This is a genomic window from Algoriphagus sanaruensis (assembly GCF_001593605.1).
Taxonomy (GTDB): Bacteria; Bacteroidota; Bacteroidia; order Cytophagales; family Cyclobacteriaceae; genus Algoriphagus; species Algoriphagus sanaruensis.
Genome location: NZ_CP012836.1, coordinates 2,152,305 through 2,170,652, shown reverse-complemented (window position 1 = coordinate 2,170,652; position 18,348 = coordinate 2,152,305). Strand labels below are relative to the sequence as shown.

The 18,348-nt window shown below is 41.9% G+C and carries 14 protein-coding genes; 9 read left to right on the top strand and 5 right to left on the bottom strand.

The window, feature by feature from the left end; all coding sequences use genetic code 11:
- The 5 genes from AO498_RS09545 (at nucleotide 1) to AO498_RS09525 (ending at nucleotide 6,149) form a co-directional block, all read left to right on the top strand.
- Complete coding sequence (locus AO498_RS09545) at nucleotides 1–1,398, top strand: high affinity choline transporter 1 (RefSeq protein ID WP_067546576.1); 1,398 nt, start codon at nucleotides 1–3, stop codon at nucleotides 1,396–1,398.
- Nucleotides 1,385–2,566, top strand: a complete 1,182-nt coding sequence (locus AO498_RS09540) for a class I SAM-dependent rRNA methyltransferase (protein ID WP_067546573.1) — start codon at nucleotides 1,385–1,387, stop codon at nucleotides 2,564–2,566. Before AO498_RS09545 ends, AO498_RS09540 begins: the two co-directional genes overlap by 14 nt.
- 68 nt (nucleotides 2,567–2,634) lie before the next feature.
- On the top strand, nucleotides 2,635–3,069 hold the full coding sequence (locus tag AO498_RS09535) for a hypothetical protein (protein WP_067546570.1): 435 nt from the start codon (nucleotides 2,635–2,637) through the stop codon (nucleotides 3,067–3,069).
- 162 nt (nucleotides 3,070–3,231) lie between these two features.
- On the top strand, nucleotides 3,232–5,535 hold the full coding sequence (locus AO498_RS09530) for a TonB-dependent receptor (protein WP_067546567.1): 2,304 nt from the start codon (nucleotides 3,232–3,234) through the stop codon (nucleotides 5,533–5,535).
- An 11-nt stretch (nucleotides 5,536–5,546) separates the two neighbouring features.
- Nucleotides 5,547–6,149 carry a hypothetical protein gene (locus AO498_RS09525; protein ID WP_067546564.1) on the top strand — a complete coding sequence of 201 codons (603 nt, stop codon included), beginning with the start codon at nucleotides 5,547–5,549 and terminating at the stop codon, nucleotides 6,147–6,149.
- Between the two features lie 68 nt (nucleotides 6,150–6,217).
- Here AO498_RS09525 and AO498_RS09520 read toward each other — a convergent pair whose 3' ends face one another.
- The gene (locus AO498_RS09520) at nucleotides 6,218–6,724 is read right to left on the bottom strand and encodes a hypothetical protein (RefSeq protein WP_067546561.1); all 507 of its coding nucleotides are present in this window, start codon (nucleotides 6,722–6,724) and stop codon (nucleotides 6,218–6,220) included.
- A 110-nt stretch (nucleotides 6,725–6,834) separates the two neighbouring features.
- Here AO498_RS09520 and AO498_RS09515 point away from each other — a divergent pair, with 110 nt between their 5' ends.
- Together AO498_RS09515 and AO498_RS09510 are read left to right on the top strand one after the other, a co-directional pair.
- Complete coding sequence (locus AO498_RS09515) at nucleotides 6,835–8,436, top strand: ATP-dependent DNA ligase (RefSeq protein WP_067546558.1); 1,602 nt, start codon at nucleotides 6,835–6,837, stop codon at nucleotides 8,434–8,436.
- Nucleotides 8,417–10,873: a ligase-associated DNA damage response DEXH box helicase gene (locus AO498_RS09510; RefSeq protein WP_067546555.1), complete on the top strand. Its 2,457-nt coding sequence runs from the start codon at nucleotides 8,417–8,419 to the stop codon at nucleotides 10,871–10,873. The genes AO498_RS09515 and AO498_RS09510 overlap by 20 nt, the downstream gene beginning before the upstream one ends.
- Here the strand turns inward: AO498_RS09510 and AO498_RS09505 are convergent.
- From AO498_RS09505 to AO498_RS09490, 4 genes are all read right to left on the bottom strand, one after another.
- On the bottom strand, nucleotides 10,870–12,318 hold the full coding sequence (locus AO498_RS09505; protein WP_067546552.1) for a TrkH family potassium uptake protein: 1,449 nt from the start codon (nucleotides 12,316–12,318) through the stop codon (nucleotides 10,870–10,872). The two genes, AO498_RS09510 and AO498_RS09505, sit on opposite strands and share 4 nt — an antisense overlap.
- A gap of 1 nt (nucleotide 12,319) precedes the next feature.
- Entirely contained in the window at nucleotides 12,320–13,666 is a 1,347-nt protein-coding gene (trkA, locus tag AO498_RS09500) for a Trk system potassium transporter TrkA (protein WP_067546549.1), read from the bottom strand.
- Between the two features lie 206 nt (nucleotides 13,667–13,872).
- Nucleotides 13,873–15,111 (bottom strand): DNA recombination protein RmuC, encoded by a 1,239-nt coding sequence (locus AO498_RS09495; RefSeq protein WP_067546546.1) that lies wholly within the window; start codon nucleotides 15,109–15,111, stop codon nucleotides 13,873–13,875.
- Complete coding sequence (locus AO498_RS09490; protein ID WP_067546545.1) at nucleotides 15,101–16,117, bottom strand: alpha/beta fold hydrolase; 1,017 nt, start codon at nucleotides 16,115–16,117, stop codon at nucleotides 15,101–15,103. The genes AO498_RS09495 and AO498_RS09490 overlap by 11 nt, the downstream gene beginning before the upstream one ends.
- 62 nt (nucleotides 16,118–16,179) lie before the next feature.
- Here AO498_RS09490 and AO498_RS09485 point away from each other — a divergent pair, with 62 nt between their 5' ends.
- Complete coding sequence (locus AO498_RS09485) at nucleotides 16,180–17,409, top strand: Nramp family divalent metal transporter (protein WP_067546543.1); 1,230 nt, start codon at nucleotides 16,180–16,182, stop codon at nucleotides 17,407–17,409.
- A gap of 107 nt (nucleotides 17,410–17,516) precedes the next feature.
- Entirely contained in the window at nucleotides 17,517–18,266 is a 750-nt protein-coding gene (locus AO498_RS09480; protein ID WP_067546541.1) for a 3-keto-disaccharide hydrolase, read from the top strand.
- Nucleotides 18,267–18,348 lie beyond the last annotated feature (82 nt).

Sequence of the window (18,348 nt, the reverse complement as noted above, 5' to 3'; positions counted from 1 at the left end):
TTGCTGCTCACGGCAATCATAATCTATCTGGCGATAACAGTCGCCATCGGGGCATGGTCCTCCCGCTTAGTCAAAAATTCAAATGACTTTGTACTTGCGGGGAGGTCCTTGCCTCTTTTTCTTTCTGCTTCTGCCCTTTTTGCCACTTGGTTTGGATCCGAAACCATTTTCGGAGCTTCGTCTGTGTATTTGGAAGATGGACTTCAGGGAGTAATTGAAGACCCATTTGGTGGGGCAATGTGCCTGGTCTTATTCGGAATATTTTACCTAAAACCCATGTATCGGATGAATGTCCTGACGATTGGGGACGTGTTTCGAAAGATCTTTGGCAAGCGAATTGAATTTTTTGCCTCGGCATTCATGATTCCAGCCTATTTCGGATATGTTGCTGCTCAACTGGTTGCTTTGAGCTTAGTTCTGGGCACAGTCACAGACCTCAGTCTTCAGCAAGGTATTTTAATTTCGGCCGGAATAGTGGTTTTATACACCTTTATGGGTGGTATGTGGGCGATTTCAATCACAGATTTTATTCAGACTACCATGATTGTGATTGGCTTAGTTTGGGTAGCAATAATGGTCGCAAAAGAAGCAGGTGGAGTGCAGGAAATTTTCTCCAAAGCCCCAGAAGAAAGCTTCCAGTTTTTTCCTGAAAACAGCTTATCCGGATGGATCCATTATCTGGGAGCTTGGATTATTCTTGGCCTGGGAAGTATACCCTCTCAGGACATTTACCAACGGGTCATGTCCTCCAAATCTGAAAAAGTCGCTGTAAGATCGACTTATCTAGCAGGTTTATTTTATGTAAGCTTTGGCTTATTGCCTTTATTTATTGCACTTGGAGCGAAAGTCTTGTATCCAGAACTTTATCTTGAAAACAAGCAGATGCTTCTACCTTCCATGGTCTTGCAACATGGAGGACTTCCTATTCAAATCGTATTTTTTGGAGCTTTGATTTCAGCCATCATGAGTACAACCAGTTCAGGATTATTGGCTCCATCTGCGATTATTTCAGAAAACCTGATTCGACCTTACTTCGGAAAGAAACTTAGTGATCGGCATTTTTTATGGATCCTTCGAATAAATATCTTAACAGTAGCTCTCATTGCGACCACTTTGGCCTCTTGGGAATCCGATATTTATGAATTGGTAGCAGGTGCCTCCATCTTGATGTTGGTCTCTTTATTTGTCCCTTTGACTGCAGGCATTTATTGGAAAAAAGCCTCTAAAATGGGGGCGCTGATGTCCATGGTTTTTGGAATGATCGTGTACTTGGCTGCAGAAAAATTTTCCTGGACAGAAGAAAATCATCTGATCGGACTTTTGGCAAGTGCATTTTCCATGATCCTCGGTACCTTTGCTTTCCCGGATAAAAAAACTCACCTCCATGAATTACCCTAAAATCATCCTTCAAAAAGGAAAAGAAATCTCACTTTATCGTAGACATCATTGGGTCTTTTCAGGGGCTATTGCAAAGGCAGATCCGAACTTGGAAAATGGAGACTTAGTTGCCGTTTTTTCATCAAAAAATGAATTCTTGGGAATCGGATATTTCGCTCAAGGATCTATTATGGTTCGGATTATTTCTTTTACCGAGCAGGAGATCAATCAGGAATTCTGGACGAGTCGAATTCAATCCGCATTCGATTTGCGAAAAAATTTGGGACTAACCGATCAGGAAGAAACCAATGTGTATCGATTGGTTCATGGAGAAGGAGATTTGGTCCCAGGATTGGTGATCGACTTCTACAATGGAACAGCCGTGATTCAAGCACATCAGATCGGAATCCACCGTCACATCGAACAAATAGCCGAAGCGCTACGCCAAGTCTATGGAAAAGGGCTGAAAGGAATTTATGACAAAAGTGCCGAAACCCTCCCAAGAAATTACGAGGGCAGTACGAACGACTGGATTTGGGGAAAAGCAGATACAGACCTTGTCAAAGAATATGGGGCCAGCTATCGGATCGATTGGGAAAAGGGTCAAAAAACAGGCTTTTTCATTGATCAGCGCGAAAACAGAAAATTGGTTTCTCAATACTCAAAAGGAAAAAAGGTATTGAATACCTTCTGCTATTCAGGAGGATTCTCTGTTTTGGCACTCCAAGAAGGAGCCAAAGAGGTTCACTCCGTGGATATTTCTGCCAAAGCCATCGAACTTACCGAGGAAAATGTGGCCTTAAATTCAGGTTTTGAAGGAAAACATGAATCCATCGTCGCGGACGTGGTCAAATACATCCGGGAGATCGGTGAAGACTTTGACTTGATTGTATTAGACCCTCCTGCATTCGCCAAAAATCTAAAAGCCAGGCACAATGCCATTCAAGCATATAAAAGATTGAATGCAGAAGCGCTGAAGAAAATCAAGTCGGGCGGAATTCTATTTACCTTCTCCTGTAGTCAAGTGGTGGATAAGCAATTGTTTGCACACACCATCGCATCCGCAGCTATGGAAACCAAGCGAACCATCAAAATCCTTCATCAATTATCTCAACCAGCAGATCATCCGGTAAATATTTACCATCCTGAAACTGAATATTTAAAAGGGCTCGTGCTGTATGTCGAGTAGTTATTTTAAACAACCTCTCTTATTTCTGATTTCATTTGTACTAATTTCATCCATCTAATTTTCAACACATGTATTTAGGACTTCAACATTTACACTCAGGCGTAGCCTACTTGGTTTTGTTAGCACTGACTATCGTCATCATTTATGCGTTGATAGGCTCTCTTTCAGGAAGAGAATTCACCGAAAAAGATCGGAAAATCGCCATGATTGCATTTATCCTTTCCCATATTCAATTACTTGCCGGACTGATTTTATATTTCGTGAGTCCATTAGGCTTTTCACTGCTTTCCGGTGGTGGGGCCATGTCAGATGCAGCATCTCGACTTACCGCTTTGGAGCACCCGCTAATTAACATTGTAGCAATCGTGCTTATCACCATTGGATATTCAAGAGCTAAAAAGCTTGAAGCTTCACGTGCCAAATTCAGAAGCATTTACATGATGTATGCGATCGGATTTGTGCTTATTCTTAGCCGAATTCCCTGGGGCAATTGGCTTTCCTGATTCATAAAATCAAAATTTAATCCGGTCAAAAGCCGGATTTTTTTATTCCCTTTCAGCAGGAAAAACTCCCAAAATTCAGTCAAAAATTACCTTTGAACATTTTTTGCAACTTTGTTACAAAAAGATTGGGTTTGAATTTAAACTCACTCTATTTTTGCAACTGTGATTCAAAAAGCAATTTCCATTTTCCTGTTGCTCTTCCTAGCAACTACCTCACTTTGGGCACAAACCTGTGATTTGACCCTTAGGGGAAAAATATTGCATCAGGAAAATGATGAAGCCATCATTGGCGCCTACATCTGGGTCATGGAAACTCGCACAGGAGCAGTTTCAGATGAAAATGGGAATTTCGTCATCAAGGAATTATGCCCAGGTACTTACACCTTGACTATTCAATATCTAGGACATAAGGAAATCAGACAAACGATTAACTTATCCGGAAACGGGCTCAATCAAACTTTTCGAATGCAGGAAGAATCCATGGACTTGAGTGGCGTGGAGGTTCATGGACATCGAGAAGCAGTTCAAACCACTACGGCCGTATCCTCGATTTACGGAGAAGAATTGATTCAGGTAAGAGGTCAAAACTTGGGAGAAAGTCTTAAGAAAATTGCGGGAGTAACGACATTTTCGACTGGAAACACCATTTCCAAACCAGTGATTCATGGCTTACACAGCAACCGAATCATGATTTTAAATAATGGCATTCGCCTCGAAGGTCAACAATGGGGAGCTGAACATGCGCCAGAGATCGATCCCTTTCTTGCCGATGAAATCACAGTTATTAAAGGTGCAGAAACTGTTCGATTTGGACCTGAGGCAATGGGAGGCGTCATTTTAGTCAATCCACCTAGTCTCCCTACCTCCAAATCCTCCCAAACAGAACTCAACCTGATCGGTTCATCAAACGGTCGAATGGGAAATGCGGCACTATCCCATATGGGTGGTTCTCAAAAAATCAAAGGCCTTGGCTATCGAATCCAAAGCTCCATCAAACGTGCTGGAAATGTTCGATCACCTCGCTATTTCCAAGGAAATACAGGGATGGAAGAAATCAATTTTTCGGGATCGCTGGGATTAAGTCGGGACAAATTTGGAGGGGAACTGTACTACAGCTACTTCAATTCTGAACTCGGAATTCTTCGAGATGCGCACACTGGAAATTTATCTGATTTACAAACGATCATCGAAAATGGCGAGCCTTTTAACAAACCCGGATTTTCGTATGAAATCATCAATCCCAAGCAGGTCGTTGAGCACCATTTGGGCAAGTTGAAAGCGCACTATCATCTGAAGGATCATATCAAACTTAATTTTCAATATGGCTTTCAGTTGAATAACCGACAGGAATTTGACCGGAGAAGAGGAGATTTAAATAGTCGACCCAGCCTTGATCTCGAGCTATTTACCAACACTTTGGATCTTTATGTAGATCACACCAGACAAAACTCTTGGAGCGGTTCGATCGGTATCAATCTTATTCAACAAGCCAACTCTAATGTTCCTGGTACCGGAGTCACTCCATTGATTCCAAATTATGACATGGTTAATCTGGGATTCTATGTCATCGAAAAATACTTGAAAGGTCCTTTGGAAATTGAAGTAGGAGGCCGATTTGATGCAAGAGCTGTCTCTGCTGCGCGGTATGTAGGAGGAAATCTGGAAACTGCTGATTTAAACTATCAGAATTTCTCTGCATTTCTGGGAGGTGCCTACCAATTGAGCCCCTATTTCTCATTTACCTCAAACCTAGGCACGGCTTGGCGTCCACCTAATATTAATGAACTCTTCAGCCAAGGCCTTCACCATGGAGCCGCAGCGGTAGAAATTGGCGATCAAAACCTCCAATCCGAAAAATCTTTGAAATGGGTCAATGGGTTGGAATATCAAGGAAAAAAATCGGTGATTGAATTGACTGCTTATGTCAACCAAATCTCCAATTACATTTACCTCAATCCTACTGGAGAAACTTATGTCAGCCTTCGAGGTACTTTCAATGTGTATGAATACTTGCAGGCGAATGCCTTATTATATGGAATTGACCTAAGTGGAAGCTATACCTTTTCAGATCAATTAAGCGGGTATTTTAAAGGATCCATTATTCGGGCTAAAAATACAGACACCGATACTTTCTTCCCGTTCATTCCTTCGGATCGAATGGACTGGGGGCTTTCTTACAGTTTCGGGAAAAACAAACGTCCAAATTCCTTGACCTTTTCAAACCTTTTAGTGGCAAGACAAAGTAGAGAACCCATTTTTGATCTGGCTCCTGCTCCACCAGCTTATGCCCTTTTCAATGCATCCTATTTCAGAAAAGTAAGCATCAAAGACCAGCAAAATTTAACGATCGGTCTTCAGGTCTCAAACCTATTTAATACCGAATACAAGGAATACATGAACCGCTTTCGGTATTTCACCGCTGATATGGGGAGAAACATTCAACTAAAAATCAACTATAAATTCTAAACCAAAAACCAATGAAAAATCTATCACGCTTTCCTCTGATGTATCTTTCTGTTCTTTTGATGGGATTATTTTCCTGTAACAGCGAAGATCCAACACCTGAAAACGATGGAGAAGTAATCACCGACGTAGTGTTGAAATTTCAGGAAATCGATGCTTCTGGCAATCCAGTTGGACTTGCATTTTCGCATAGTGCCAGTGATCCTGAAGGAATCGAAGTTGGAGCAACCCCTACTATCGAACAAGTGACTCTGACGAGAGGCAAAACCTATCGAATGGAAATTGAAGTTTTGAATAGCATTGAGGGTGAATCTATCACTGAAGAAATCCTAGCTGAAGCTGATGTTCATCAATTCTTCTTTTTGGGAAGTGCTTTTGAAGGAAACCCTGGACCAGTAGCGATATCTTACGACGACGAAGGTGGAATCGCACTGGGAGTTAAAACAAAACTCATCATGGCTGCTTCTCCAGGTAGAAACAACGCCCAAATGAGAATAGTCTTAAGACATGATCTGAACAAAAACTTCCCAGGAGCAAATAATCCAGTATTTGTAAACTATGAGCAGGCTGGTGGAGAATCCGACTTGGACATCACATTCCCCCTAGTAATCAATTAATAAGGAACTCTATAAAATCAAAAAGGCAACCTTTAAAGGTTGCCTTTTTTATAGGTTTTCATTTAGGATCAATATGAATTTCCACAAACTGCCATTTGGTCTTTATTAAATCCTAGCTGAGCACTAGGACCAATATTTCCTGCCACCAAAATCACTTGATAATCTGGGCCATCATTGGCTAAGTGGATTTTCACATGCCCTTCGAAAGTTTTCATTCCTTCGAAATCAAGTGCAGATCCATCCGAAAGTTTGCCGATTTCGGTGACGGACTCCAAGGTTTTAGCATCAATTGGGGTTAATAAATAGGCAATGGGAGCATCTGCTAGCTCATAAGTCCCAAAATGAAGATGGGCTGGAAATTGATAGTCGACAGTGGCTGAAGGACCAGAAAGATCAATCCCCATTTCAAGTGTTCCTCCGATTTTTTCTTTAACCGATAATGTGCCTTGAAATTCATAATCGCTGGATTTATACAATTGAAATTCAAGTACTCTTCCGGTATATGTATCAGACTCAGGCTCAGCACATGACGACAATAGTGCTACAACACCTAAGCTAAGAAGTAACTTTTTCATGGTTCACTGGTTTTACAAATCAAAAACGCCAGAAGACCTTTTCCTGTTCGCTTTTCCCCTAAATATTATCAAATTAACCGGTAAATTCTCCAAGGCTCGCTGTTTTTCGCATGAAACATTTTGCATCCCTAATTACACATTTGGATCAATCGAACAAGACAGGTGACAAACTGGAAGCGCTTTACCAATTCTTTAATCGAGCCGATGAGGATGAAAAACTTTGGGCAATAGCGCTGTTTTCTCATCGAAGACCCAAGCGGCAAGTCAACACCAAACAGCTACGTACCTGGTGCCAAGAGGAGGCAAAAATTCCAGACTGGCTTTTTGAAGAATCCTATCAAGCAGTAGGAGATTTGGCTGAGACTATTTCCCTTTTATTGCCTGGTGCAACGACTTCCAATCCTTATAATCTCGCAGAATGGATCAATAAATTAAGTGGATTAGCGAATCAAGATGAAGAAGCCAAAAGATCCTTGATTTGCCAGGCATGGTCTTGTCTAGATCCAACCGAACGATTTGTTTTCAACAAATTGATCACTGGAGGATTCCGAATCGGCGTAAGCCAAAATTTACTCAGTCAGGCACTAGCCAAGTATTTAAATCTTGACAAATCCCAAGTTGCTCACGCTTTGATGGGGAATTGGTCCGCTGAATCAGTGACATTCTCCACGCTCTTTGACAGCGAATCTATTCAGTTGGACGCATCAAAGCCCTATCCTTTTTTTCTGGCTCACCCATTGGAGGAGGAGGCAGATGCGCTTGGATCGCCTGAAGATTGGCAAGCAGAATGGAAATGGGATGGGATTCGAGGGCAATTGATTCGTAGGAATGAGGAAACCTTCATTTGGAGTCGTGGCGAGGAATTGGTTAATGATAAATTTCCAGAGTTGCTTCAACTCGCGGAAAAACTACCCGTTGGAACGGTACTCGATGGGGAAATCATCGCTTTTCAAGATGGAATGCCGCTCCCTTTTGGACTTCTTCAAACTAGGATTGGAAGAAAAAATGTTACTAAAAAACAGCTTCAGGAAGCCCCTGTAAGCTTTATTGCCTATGATTTATTAGAATGGAGCGGGAAAGATATCCGTTCTAATTCTCTTAAAGAGCGTCGTGAGTTATTGGAAGAATTGATAGAAAAAAAAAGCTTTCCTAACCTCGAACTCTCCAAGTCAATATCCTTTTCTTCTTGGAAAGAACTAAGCAACATTCGTACGTATTCCCGGGATCATTTGGCAGAAGGGATCATGCTCAAGAAGCTAGATTCAGGCTATGAAACTGGCCGAAAAAGGGGAAGCTGGTGGAAGTGGAAAATTGATCCTCTAACCATCGATGGAGTATTGATTTATGCCCAAAAAGGTCATGGAAAGCGCGCTGACTTATATACGGACTATACCTTTGCGGTATGGGACGATGAAAAACTAGTTCCTTTTGCCAAAGCTTACTCTGGGCTTACCGATACAGAAATTAGGGAGGTGGACGCATTTGTAAAAAAGAACACTCGGGAACGGTTTGGACCGGTTCGTACGGTTACCGCCGAATTGGTATTTGAAATTGCATTTGAAGGGATTCAAGAAAGTCCTCGTCACAAAAGTGGCATTGCTCTACGATTTCCAAGAATTTTGAGATGGAGGAAAGATAAACCCAAAGAAGAAGCCAATACAATTCAGGATTTAAAATCACTTTTGAAAATCTATGGAGGACAGCCGACTTAAACCCGCATTGGATTACTTTGACTCCAAGGGCTGGACTCCGTTTCCTTTTCAGATAGATACTTGGAAGGATTTTTTGGATGGAAAATCCGGTCTACTAAATGCTCCTACAGGCTCAGGAAAAACCTTTGCGCTTTGGTTTCCTGTCCTTTTGGAGTACATCGCTCAATATCCTGATTCTTGGCAAAAACCAAGAGAAAACGGAATTCAAATCATTTGGGTCACCCCACTTAGGGCATTAGCTCAGGATATTCAATTGGCCATGGAGGAAGTTTGTCAAGTACTTGGCTTACCATGGAAAGTCGCCGTGCGTAATGGGGATACCGATACCAAAACCCGTGCGGCGATGAAACGCCGTCCTCCTGAGTGCCTCATTACCACACCCGAAACACTCCATATCCTGATTTCTCAAAAAGACCATCGGGAACTCTTTCAATCTTTGAAGGCTGTCATCGTGGATGAATGGCATGAATTAGTGGGCAACAAACGAGGAGTGCAAGTCCAACTTGCTTTAGAATACATTCAGGCCATTTGTCCAACTGTTTTCAGAAGATGGGCAATCTCAGCAACCATCGGCAACTTGAAGGACGCCGCACAAACCCTCTTGGGAAAAAACCTTCCGATTCATATCGTTAAGGCAAAAATTGAGAAGGAAATCGTGATCCATTCGGTTTTTCCAGAAGAAATTGAAAAATATCCTTGGGCGGGGCACTTGGGCATCCGAATGCTGGACCAGGTAATTGAGATCATTGAAAAAGGAAAGACCGTTTTACTTTTCACAAATACCCGATCTCAAACCGAAATTTGGTATCAAAAAATCCTTGAAGTAAGGCCTGATTGGGCGGGATGGATCGCAATGCACCATGGTTCTTTGGACATGTCAGTGAGAAGTTGGGTAGAGAATGCACTCCATGAAGGCCTGCTCAAACTGGTAGTTTGTACTTCAAGCTTAGATCTAGGAGTGGACTTCAGACCGGTAGATCGAGTCATTCAGGTAGGAAGCCCAAAAGGAGTTTCACGTTTTGTCCAACGTGCCGGCCGGGCAGGGCATAAGCCTGGATTACCTTCAGAAATATTCTTTGTCCCGACCCATGCGCTAGAACTCATTGAAGCGGCAGCTTTGCGAAACGCTATCGAGTCACAAGAAATGGAACACCAATTCACTCCGGAGCTACCCTATGATGTGTTGATCCAATTCTTGGTGACCCTAGCAGTCGGAGAAGGATTTGAACCCGATTTCATCTTTCCTTTGGTCAAGCGGACCTCTTCTTTTAGCCAATTAAATGATCAAGAAATCCAATGGATCATGGACTTTATCACCAAAGGAGGAGCCTCACTGGGGAATTATGAGGATTTTCTTAAAGTGAATTTGGACGAGGACGGCAAATACCGGGTGAAAAGCAAAAAGATCGCGATGAAGCACCGACTCAGCATGGGTACGATCGTAAGCGATGTTTCTTTGAAGGTTAAGTTTAAAAATGGTTCATTCTTAGGGACAGTTGAAGAATACTTCATTTCAAAGATGAAAATCGGCGATCGCTTTTTCTTCGCTGGAAGGAGTCTTGAACTTTTACAGGTTAAAGGAATGGATGTGTTTGTGAAAGTCTCAGAGAAAAAAACCACCAATGTGGTTAGCTGGATGGGAGCACGCATGTCACTTTCCTCCATGCTCTCCCATAAAATCCGGGAAATCTTCCGCGACTATAACCAAGGAATTTACGAGTCCATAGAAGTTCAAAAAATCCTTCCATTGCTGGATCTCCAAAGAAAGCTATCCATAGTTCCCGATGAGCATACTTTTCTCATCGAGTCATTGCAAACCAGAGACGGATTTCACCTCTTCTTTTACCCATTTGAAGGACGAATGATGCATGAACTGATGAGCGCTTTGGTAGCTTATCGGATTTCTCAGAGTTTCCCAGTCACGTTAAATATGGCCATGAATGACTATGGCTTTGAGATTCTTTCTGACAGTTATTTAGATATCGAGGAGCTACTCGAGGAAGATTTATTTTCGCTTCAAAATATTGAGCAGGATATTCTTCACTGTGTGAATGAGAGCGAAATGTCACGGCGAAAATTCAGAGAAATTGCCAGTATTGCAGGTTTGGTTTTCCAAGGATATCCCGGTAAACCCACTTCGTTCAAGCATATTCAGGCAAATTCAAGCTTGTTATTCCAAGTATTCGAGCAATACGATCCTGAAAACCTGCTGCTAAAGCAAGCGAGACAGGAAGCCTTGACCCAGCAAATGGAGCAAGAAATGTTTGTCAAGGCACTGAGAAAGCTGAACGAGCTCAAAATTGAAATAAAGAGGCCAAGTCAGTTTACTCCCTTTTCCTTCCCGATTATGGTGGATCGTCTCAACCGAACTAATATTTCATCCGAAAGTGTGGAGGATAAAATCACGAAAATTCTAGCTCAGATGGAGATGGATTAATTGGCTCTCCAAAAGAATGGAGTAAACAAAATCAGGATGGTAAAAAGCTCCAATCGCCCAAGGAGCATAATAAAGGAAAGTACCACCTTGGCTGCAGGAGAGAAAAACGCAAAATTATCCACCGGACCTACATTCCCAATGGCTGGTCCCACATTACCTAATGAAGTCGCAACTGCTCCAAGTGAAGTCTCGAAATCATAGCCCATCAAGGAAATTACCAATGATCCAATCACGAAAGTGATCAAGTAGATCAACAGAAAGTTCATAATGTTATTGATGATCCTGCCCGTAACTCGCTCCCCATTAATAATCAAAGGAACAATGGCTCTTGGGTGAACAATTCGCTTAAACTCTAGCCAAGTATTTTTCAAGAAGGTAGCGTGTCGGATAAACTTGATCCCTCCAGCGGTGGAACCAGCTGAAGCTCCCAAAAAGAGTAACATAAAACAAATAAAGGTCACACCTTGACCATATTGGGTGTAATCATCGGAGACAAAGCCAGTGGTAGTCATCAGCGAAACAACCTGAAAGGCAGCTTTTCGGAATGCCAATTCTGCCCCAGCATCAGACTTCATGTAAATGGGAAAAAAGATGACTAAAGAAATGACCAAAACACCAATGAGATAAGCTTTGAATTCATCGTTTTTAATCACCCGACCAAACTTCCCCATCAATCCGAAATAGATCATGGTAAAGTTTGTCCCTGCCAAAAACATAAAAATAATCGCGGTGTACTGGATAAAAGCAGAATCATAATAAGCCATAGAGGCATTTTTGGTGGAAAATCCACCAGTAGCCAAAGTAGTCAATGCATGATTGATCGCATCATAAAGCGTCATCCCTCCTACCCAATATAAAACGGCGGCTGCCAAGGTCAAACCTACATAGACATACCAAAGACGCTTGGCTGTTTCTGAAATTCGTGGATGAACCTTATCCGAAGTCGGTCCAGGGGATTCAGCCACATAAAGTTCAATCCCACCGATTCCCAACAACGGAAAGATAGCAACAGTCAAAACAATGATTCCAAGGCCTCCTACCCATTGGGTCATACTTCGCCAGAATAGCAAGCCTTTAGGCATTGCTTCGATATCAGTAAGAATACTTGCACCCGTAGTGGTTAGACCCGAAACAGTTTCAAAAAGCGCATCAGAGAATGAAGTGATTTCTTTGGAAAGAATGAAAGGAAGCATCCCAAAGCCAGTCATAAACACCCAGCTAAGCGTAACAATCAAATACCCCTCTCGCTTTCGGATCAATTCGTCTTGCTTCTCGATAAAGAAAAACAAAAACAATCCGATGAAAAGGGAAATCGTTGCTGAGATTAATATGGGAAGGGAATTTTCCTGATAAATCCAAGATATCGTCACTGCAGGAAGCATCAAGACCCCGATCAAAATCAAGAGGCCTCCCATGATTCTCCAAATGGCTTTGAAGTGAATCATATCAATTGAAAAGTTTTTCTAAGGTCATTCGTGCTTCAGGCAAAGCAAATACAATCGCCTTGTCATTTAATTGAAGTACAAAATCTCCATCAGGAATAAAGACATGCTCCCCTCGAATTACCCCAGCCACAATAGCTGATTCAGGAAAATGTAATTCGCGAAGTGGGTGTCTCGTCAAGCGGTTATTCTTATAGACACTGTATTGGATAAATTCCGCATCCACCCCATAAATCCCCGAAACAGCGTCTACTGTTCCCTTTTTGAGGTATCTGGAGATTTCATTTGCTGCTACAAGTTTTTTATTGATCAAGGAATCCACCCCGATGCTATGGGAAATATGGATATACTCTCGAGTGTCTACATGGGCGATCGTTTTGTAAACCCCGTGATTTTTGGCAGAAAGACTGGTGATAATATTCGTCTCAGAAGATTCGGTTAGCGCTAAAAAGGCATCCATTTCCTCAAGCCCTTCCTCAACCAAAAGCTCGATATTTTTATAATCGCCATTGATGACCAAGGTTTTTGGCAAATGCTCTGCTAGCCATTTACAACGCTCTTTATCTTTGTTGACAAGCGTCACTCGATATTCATTTTCAAGCTTTAGCGCAGTTGTCACCGCCATATCATCTCCACCAATGATCATGACGTTTTTAATCTTCATCTTTTTTTGACCTAATGCCTGCTGGATTGCCTCGGTGTTTTTCTTGTTGGAGATAAAAAAGCAATGGTCGTTGTTTCGGATGATCGTATTTCCTCTTGGAATTATCGTCTTTTGATCTCTTACGATGGCGATGATCCGGATATCATCATAGATAGAATTGGACTTGGTGTCCATGATCCGCTGATTGACGAGTGGATTATATTGATCTACCGTAAATCCAACAATATTCAATTTCCCTCCTCCAAAATCAAAGACCTCCGTAAAGCTGGAATTCTGGACCATATTGTAAATCTCTCGAGAGCACAACATGGTGGGAGAAATCAAATTGTCGATGCCCAAATTATTGAAGTAGGGAACGTTTTCTTCTTTGAGGTAGGTGTGATTTCTAACCCTTGCCATCACACGCTTTGCACCAAGCTGCTTGGCCAGAATCGCAGTCACAATATTGGTTTTTTCGGAAGTAGTTGCCGCCAAAACCATACTTGCTTTTTCTACGCTAGCTTGTTGAAGTACATCTATGGAGGTTGCGTCTCCTTGAATGGTCAACACATCCAACTTGGACGCTGCGTAATCTAGGACATCGCGCTCGGTATCAATCAAGATGATATCCTTATTATCAAAACTCAATCGCTCAGCCAAGTGATAACCCATATCACCTGCACCGGCGATCACAATATTCATCCCCATAGAGATTTGGTGAGTGATCTAACGTTGGCAAAATTAGAAGCTTTGGAAATGATTTTCAGCCATTAAGCCCAAATTCTTTTCCTTGCTGATCCAAAAAGGTAATGAATCGATCTTCGAAAAATAAAAAAATGAATCATTTTCTTTCATGTATTTCGTTCCAACTTGGAATTGTTGGATGAAAAGAATTATTGAGACGTTTTCAAAAATCAATCCTCCAAAAGTTTTTTGCTTTCAATCTCAGGTAGTTCTTCCACCTCTTGGAGCTTTCGCTGGATGACTCTAGTGCGTACACCAACAAGTTTATCCAATTCAGAATTAGCTTCGTTCAGCTTCCGTTGAGTCCTTTCGAGCAATTCACCAAACTTTCCAAATTCATTTTTGATCGCTCCCAAAATCTGCCAAACCTCAGCGCTCCGCTTTTGAATGGCCAACGTTTTGAAGCCCATTTGGAGCGAGTTTAACAAGGCTGATAGCGTAGTAGGACCTGTGATGATAACCTTAAAGTCCAATTGGATTTGTTGTGCGAGCCCGGGTTCTCGAAGGATTTCTGCATAGAGGCTTTCCACTGGAAGAAATAAAACCGCAAAATCTGTGGTTCCGGGAGGGTGAATATATTTGGTTTGAATGTCTGATGCAGATTTTTTGACAGCGCGAATCAATTCTATACGGCTAATTTCCACCTGAGTTTTATCTCCTGTTTCGTAGGCATCTACCAATCTCAGATACGCTTCCTGCGGAAACTTGGAATCTATCGGTAATAGAACAGGCTCATCCTGACCGGGCAATTTAACTGCAAATTCCACTCGCTCACGAGTGCCATGCACCGCGGCATTAACCAGATATTGTTCCGGAGAAAGGATGTTTTCTAATATTGCCTGCAACTGATATTCTCCCAAAACCCCTCGAGATTTGACGTTGGTTAGGACCTTTTTGAGGTCTCCCACTCCATTCGCCAGGTTTTGCATTTCTCCCAAGCCTTGTTGAACAGCCTGAAGTTGCTTACTGACCAATTCAAAAGATTGCCCCAATCGTGCTTCCAATGTTTTTTGAAGCTTTTCATCTACCGTTTCTCTGATTTTTTCAAGTCTAGCTTCCGTATTTTTCACCAATTCATCCTGCTTTCTACTCAATTCACTGAGCCTTTCCCGCTGGATTGCCGTCAAATCTGCCATGGCCTGCCGGATAGTTTCTCCAAACATCCGAAGTGCCTCTTGCTGGTCCTTCGCCGAACCTCGCTGTTGATCAAAAACAAATTGAAATTGCCTCGTAAGGTGTTCTGAGGATTCTTTTCTTCCTTCAGAAAGCAGCTGGAAAAGGTCCCGATTGAGTTTTCCAAACTCCTCTTGAATCTTGATTTCGGAGCGGTTTTCTTTCTTAGTAAAAATAAAAATCAGGCTTACTAACTGAATAAAAAGTACAAGGTAGATCAACCATTCAATCTGCATAGACGAGTTGTTTAGGAGGCTGAAGGTAATTTTTTCTGACCTCCACTCCGAGAAATCTTAAATATTCCGAGACAGTCTCCGTCGGAATTTCTTCCATTGGAACATGACCCGCTTCCTCAAAAACCACAAGATTTGACCCTGTAATTGCGTCCTTGAGACGTTGGCCTTGACTGAGTGGAATCCAAGAATCTTTTCCTCCCCATAAAATCAAGGTAGGCATGGTGAGCTTTTCGAAATTCACATTCATTTGTTTTGGAATTCGTAGCCGGTCCAAAGTCGCCTGTCGATTTCCTTCCCGAAGCATCAACTCGTAATATCGGTCTACCACTTCAGCATTGACCTTCGCTTCGTCTCCATAAACCTCTTTCATATTCATAGCGAATAGAAACTTGGGTGTGCATTTAAGAAAAATGTTAGATACCAAAGGATTCTCCAGCAATTTAAAAATCCATGCTCCTCCACCTCGCTGATTGGTCTGAATCGAATCAGGAACTGTCCTACTGAATTGAGGTGCTCCAGCCGCATCAACCAAATTAAGCGAAAGGACTCTGTCCGGATGGTCGGATGCAATCTGCAATGCCACTCCTCCACCCATGGAATTACCTGCAAGATGAAAACGAGGAAGTTGGAGCTTATCGGCGAGCTTCAGAATTAACTTACTGTAATCCAGCGTAGAATATCGCTTTTCAAGATCAGGGCCAGTCAAACCATGCCCAGGAAAATCTACCGAAATGGTCATAAAATAAGGACTCAACTCCTGCTGCCAAACGTCCCAAGTGTGAAGTGATGCAAAACTCCCATGCAAGAGAAAAATTGGATCTCCCTCTCCCAAAAATCGAACATGAAGATTGACACCATCCACCTCAACGAAATGTGATTGAGGTGTCCAATACTTTTCTTCCAACTCTACTGCAGGAATATCACTTCGAAAAAGCAGCATTAGGAAAAATACCAATGAAAGCAGAATTATTGCTGAAATCTTGAAAACCTGATTAAACCAAGACATTTTTTCTATTTTTCGAATGACTTGTAAAACCTACAAAAATTCTACCCGATTCCCATATCCCCTTGAATCCAAAAAAAATCTTTGAAAATATTGGTCCAGGCCCAATCATTACTGCCGCTTTTATAGGTCCCGGCACTGTGACCGTATGCACCCTTGCAGGAATCCAGTTTGACTACACCCTACTTTGGGCTTTGGTTTTAAGCATCATCGCTACTTTATTCTTGCAGGAGATTTCTGGTAGGTTAGGAATCATCACCAAAAAAGACCTTGGAGAATTGATACGAAATCAGGCTGGAAATCCCCTTTTCAAATGGACTAGCCTGATTTTAATCTTAGTGGCAATAGGGATCGGAAATGCAGCATATCAAGGCGGAAATATTTCAGGAGCAAATCTTGGTTTAGGGATATTTTGGGAAGCTCCCGTTTGGAATTTGGGATCATTGAAGATTCAAAGCGGAAATCTAATTATCGGTCTTCTTGCCTTTTTCCTGCTTTGGTCTGGGAGCTATAAGCGATTGGAGCAAACTTTAATTGGCTTGGTGATTTTGATGTCCTTGTCGTTTTTAACTACTACACTATTAATTCATCCAGATTGGGGATTGGTATTTAGCGGATTTATACCTTCTTTTTCGGAAGAAAAATTCCCAACAATCGTAGCATTAATAGGTACCACCGTAGTTCCTTACAATCTATTTTTATACGCCAGTTTGGTTAAAAAGCAATGGCAAAAACCCAAGGATCTTACGCACATGAGAAAAGACATTGGTCTTTCTGTTGTATTAGGAGGCCTTGTTTCGATGGCAATTGTGCTAGTGGGTGTAGCCAATCCTTCTGAATCTTTGAATTCAGCCCAAGATATAGCCAAAGGCTTAACTGGTGTTTTTGGTGATTTTGGCACCTACTTGATGGGCTTTGGCCTATTGGGAGCTGGTCTTACTTCATCGCTTACTGCACCCTTGGCGGGAGGCTTGGTGATTTGTGGGCTTTTGGGATGGAATCAGGATATTCAATCCAAATCCATGCGAGGGGTAATGGGCACAATTCTCCTTTTGGGAATCATCTTTTCTTCCTTTGGAATTCGACCAGTCACACTGATTACCTTGGCTCAATTGGCCAATGGAATACTGCTCCCGATCATTTCTGCTTGGCTAATTTGGGCTGGAAGTCAAAAAATATTTTTAGGAACCTATGTCTCAAAGCCTTCGAGTTTAATCTTTGGAATAATTATCTGGATTCTGACTTTTATTTTAGGAATGAAAAGTATCTGGACCGTATTAGGATTCACTTTCTAGTTTAAAGTTTGAAATAAAACCTAACACAGGGTCATTCAGTCATTCCTGTAAATCTGACTTTGAAATCAATTGAAATTGATCATATTCCATTCACAAACCCAAAACCTATGCTTACTATGATTCGAAACTATTTCTTGTTGGCACTCCTATTTGTCACCTCATTTTCATATGCTCAACAAGCTTCCTATTTGGGAACAAAACCTCCAAAAGGAGCGAAAGTCTATTTGGATGGAAGTAAAGAATCTCTAGAAAAAAACTGGAAATATTGGGAAGGGCCACGATTTTCGGCAGAAATGCCAATCAAATGGCCAGAAACCACCGACCCGGTCGGCGGAGGAAAGGTGATTTCCAGTAATGATCCTGCTGGAGCAGGTGGAAAATATGGAGCTGCGGATATTGTTACGAAAGACGAATTTCGAGACTTTGAAGCACACGTGGAGTTTCTTGTCCTGAAAGAAGGCGGAAATAGCGGGGTATACCTTCAAAACCGATACGAGATCCAAATTCTGGATGGAGACTATGGATTACATGGAATGGCGGCTGTTATCAACGAGCATCTTCCAACTCAAAAAGTGTATAACGGAGTAGGAAAATGGAATGCCTATGACATTCAATTTCGCGCAGCTCGCTTTTCAAACGGGCAATTAACCGAAAAAGCAAGAGTTACTGTCTATTTCAATGGAGTCAAAATCCACGATAACGTAGAAATTCAACAGGTATGGGGTGGGCCAAATTCAGGAATTGATGGAGGAAATAATGGAGGAAAAGGAATTACAGACACACCAGGCGGATTAAAACTTCAAGCTGAAGGACATGATGTGTTGTACCGAAATATTTGGATCAAGCCTGTGAAATGATTCCCTGAACTTAAAAATTTGTAAGATTTTATATTGAAACACGAAACCCGACCTATAGAATATAGGTCGGGTTTCATTTTTT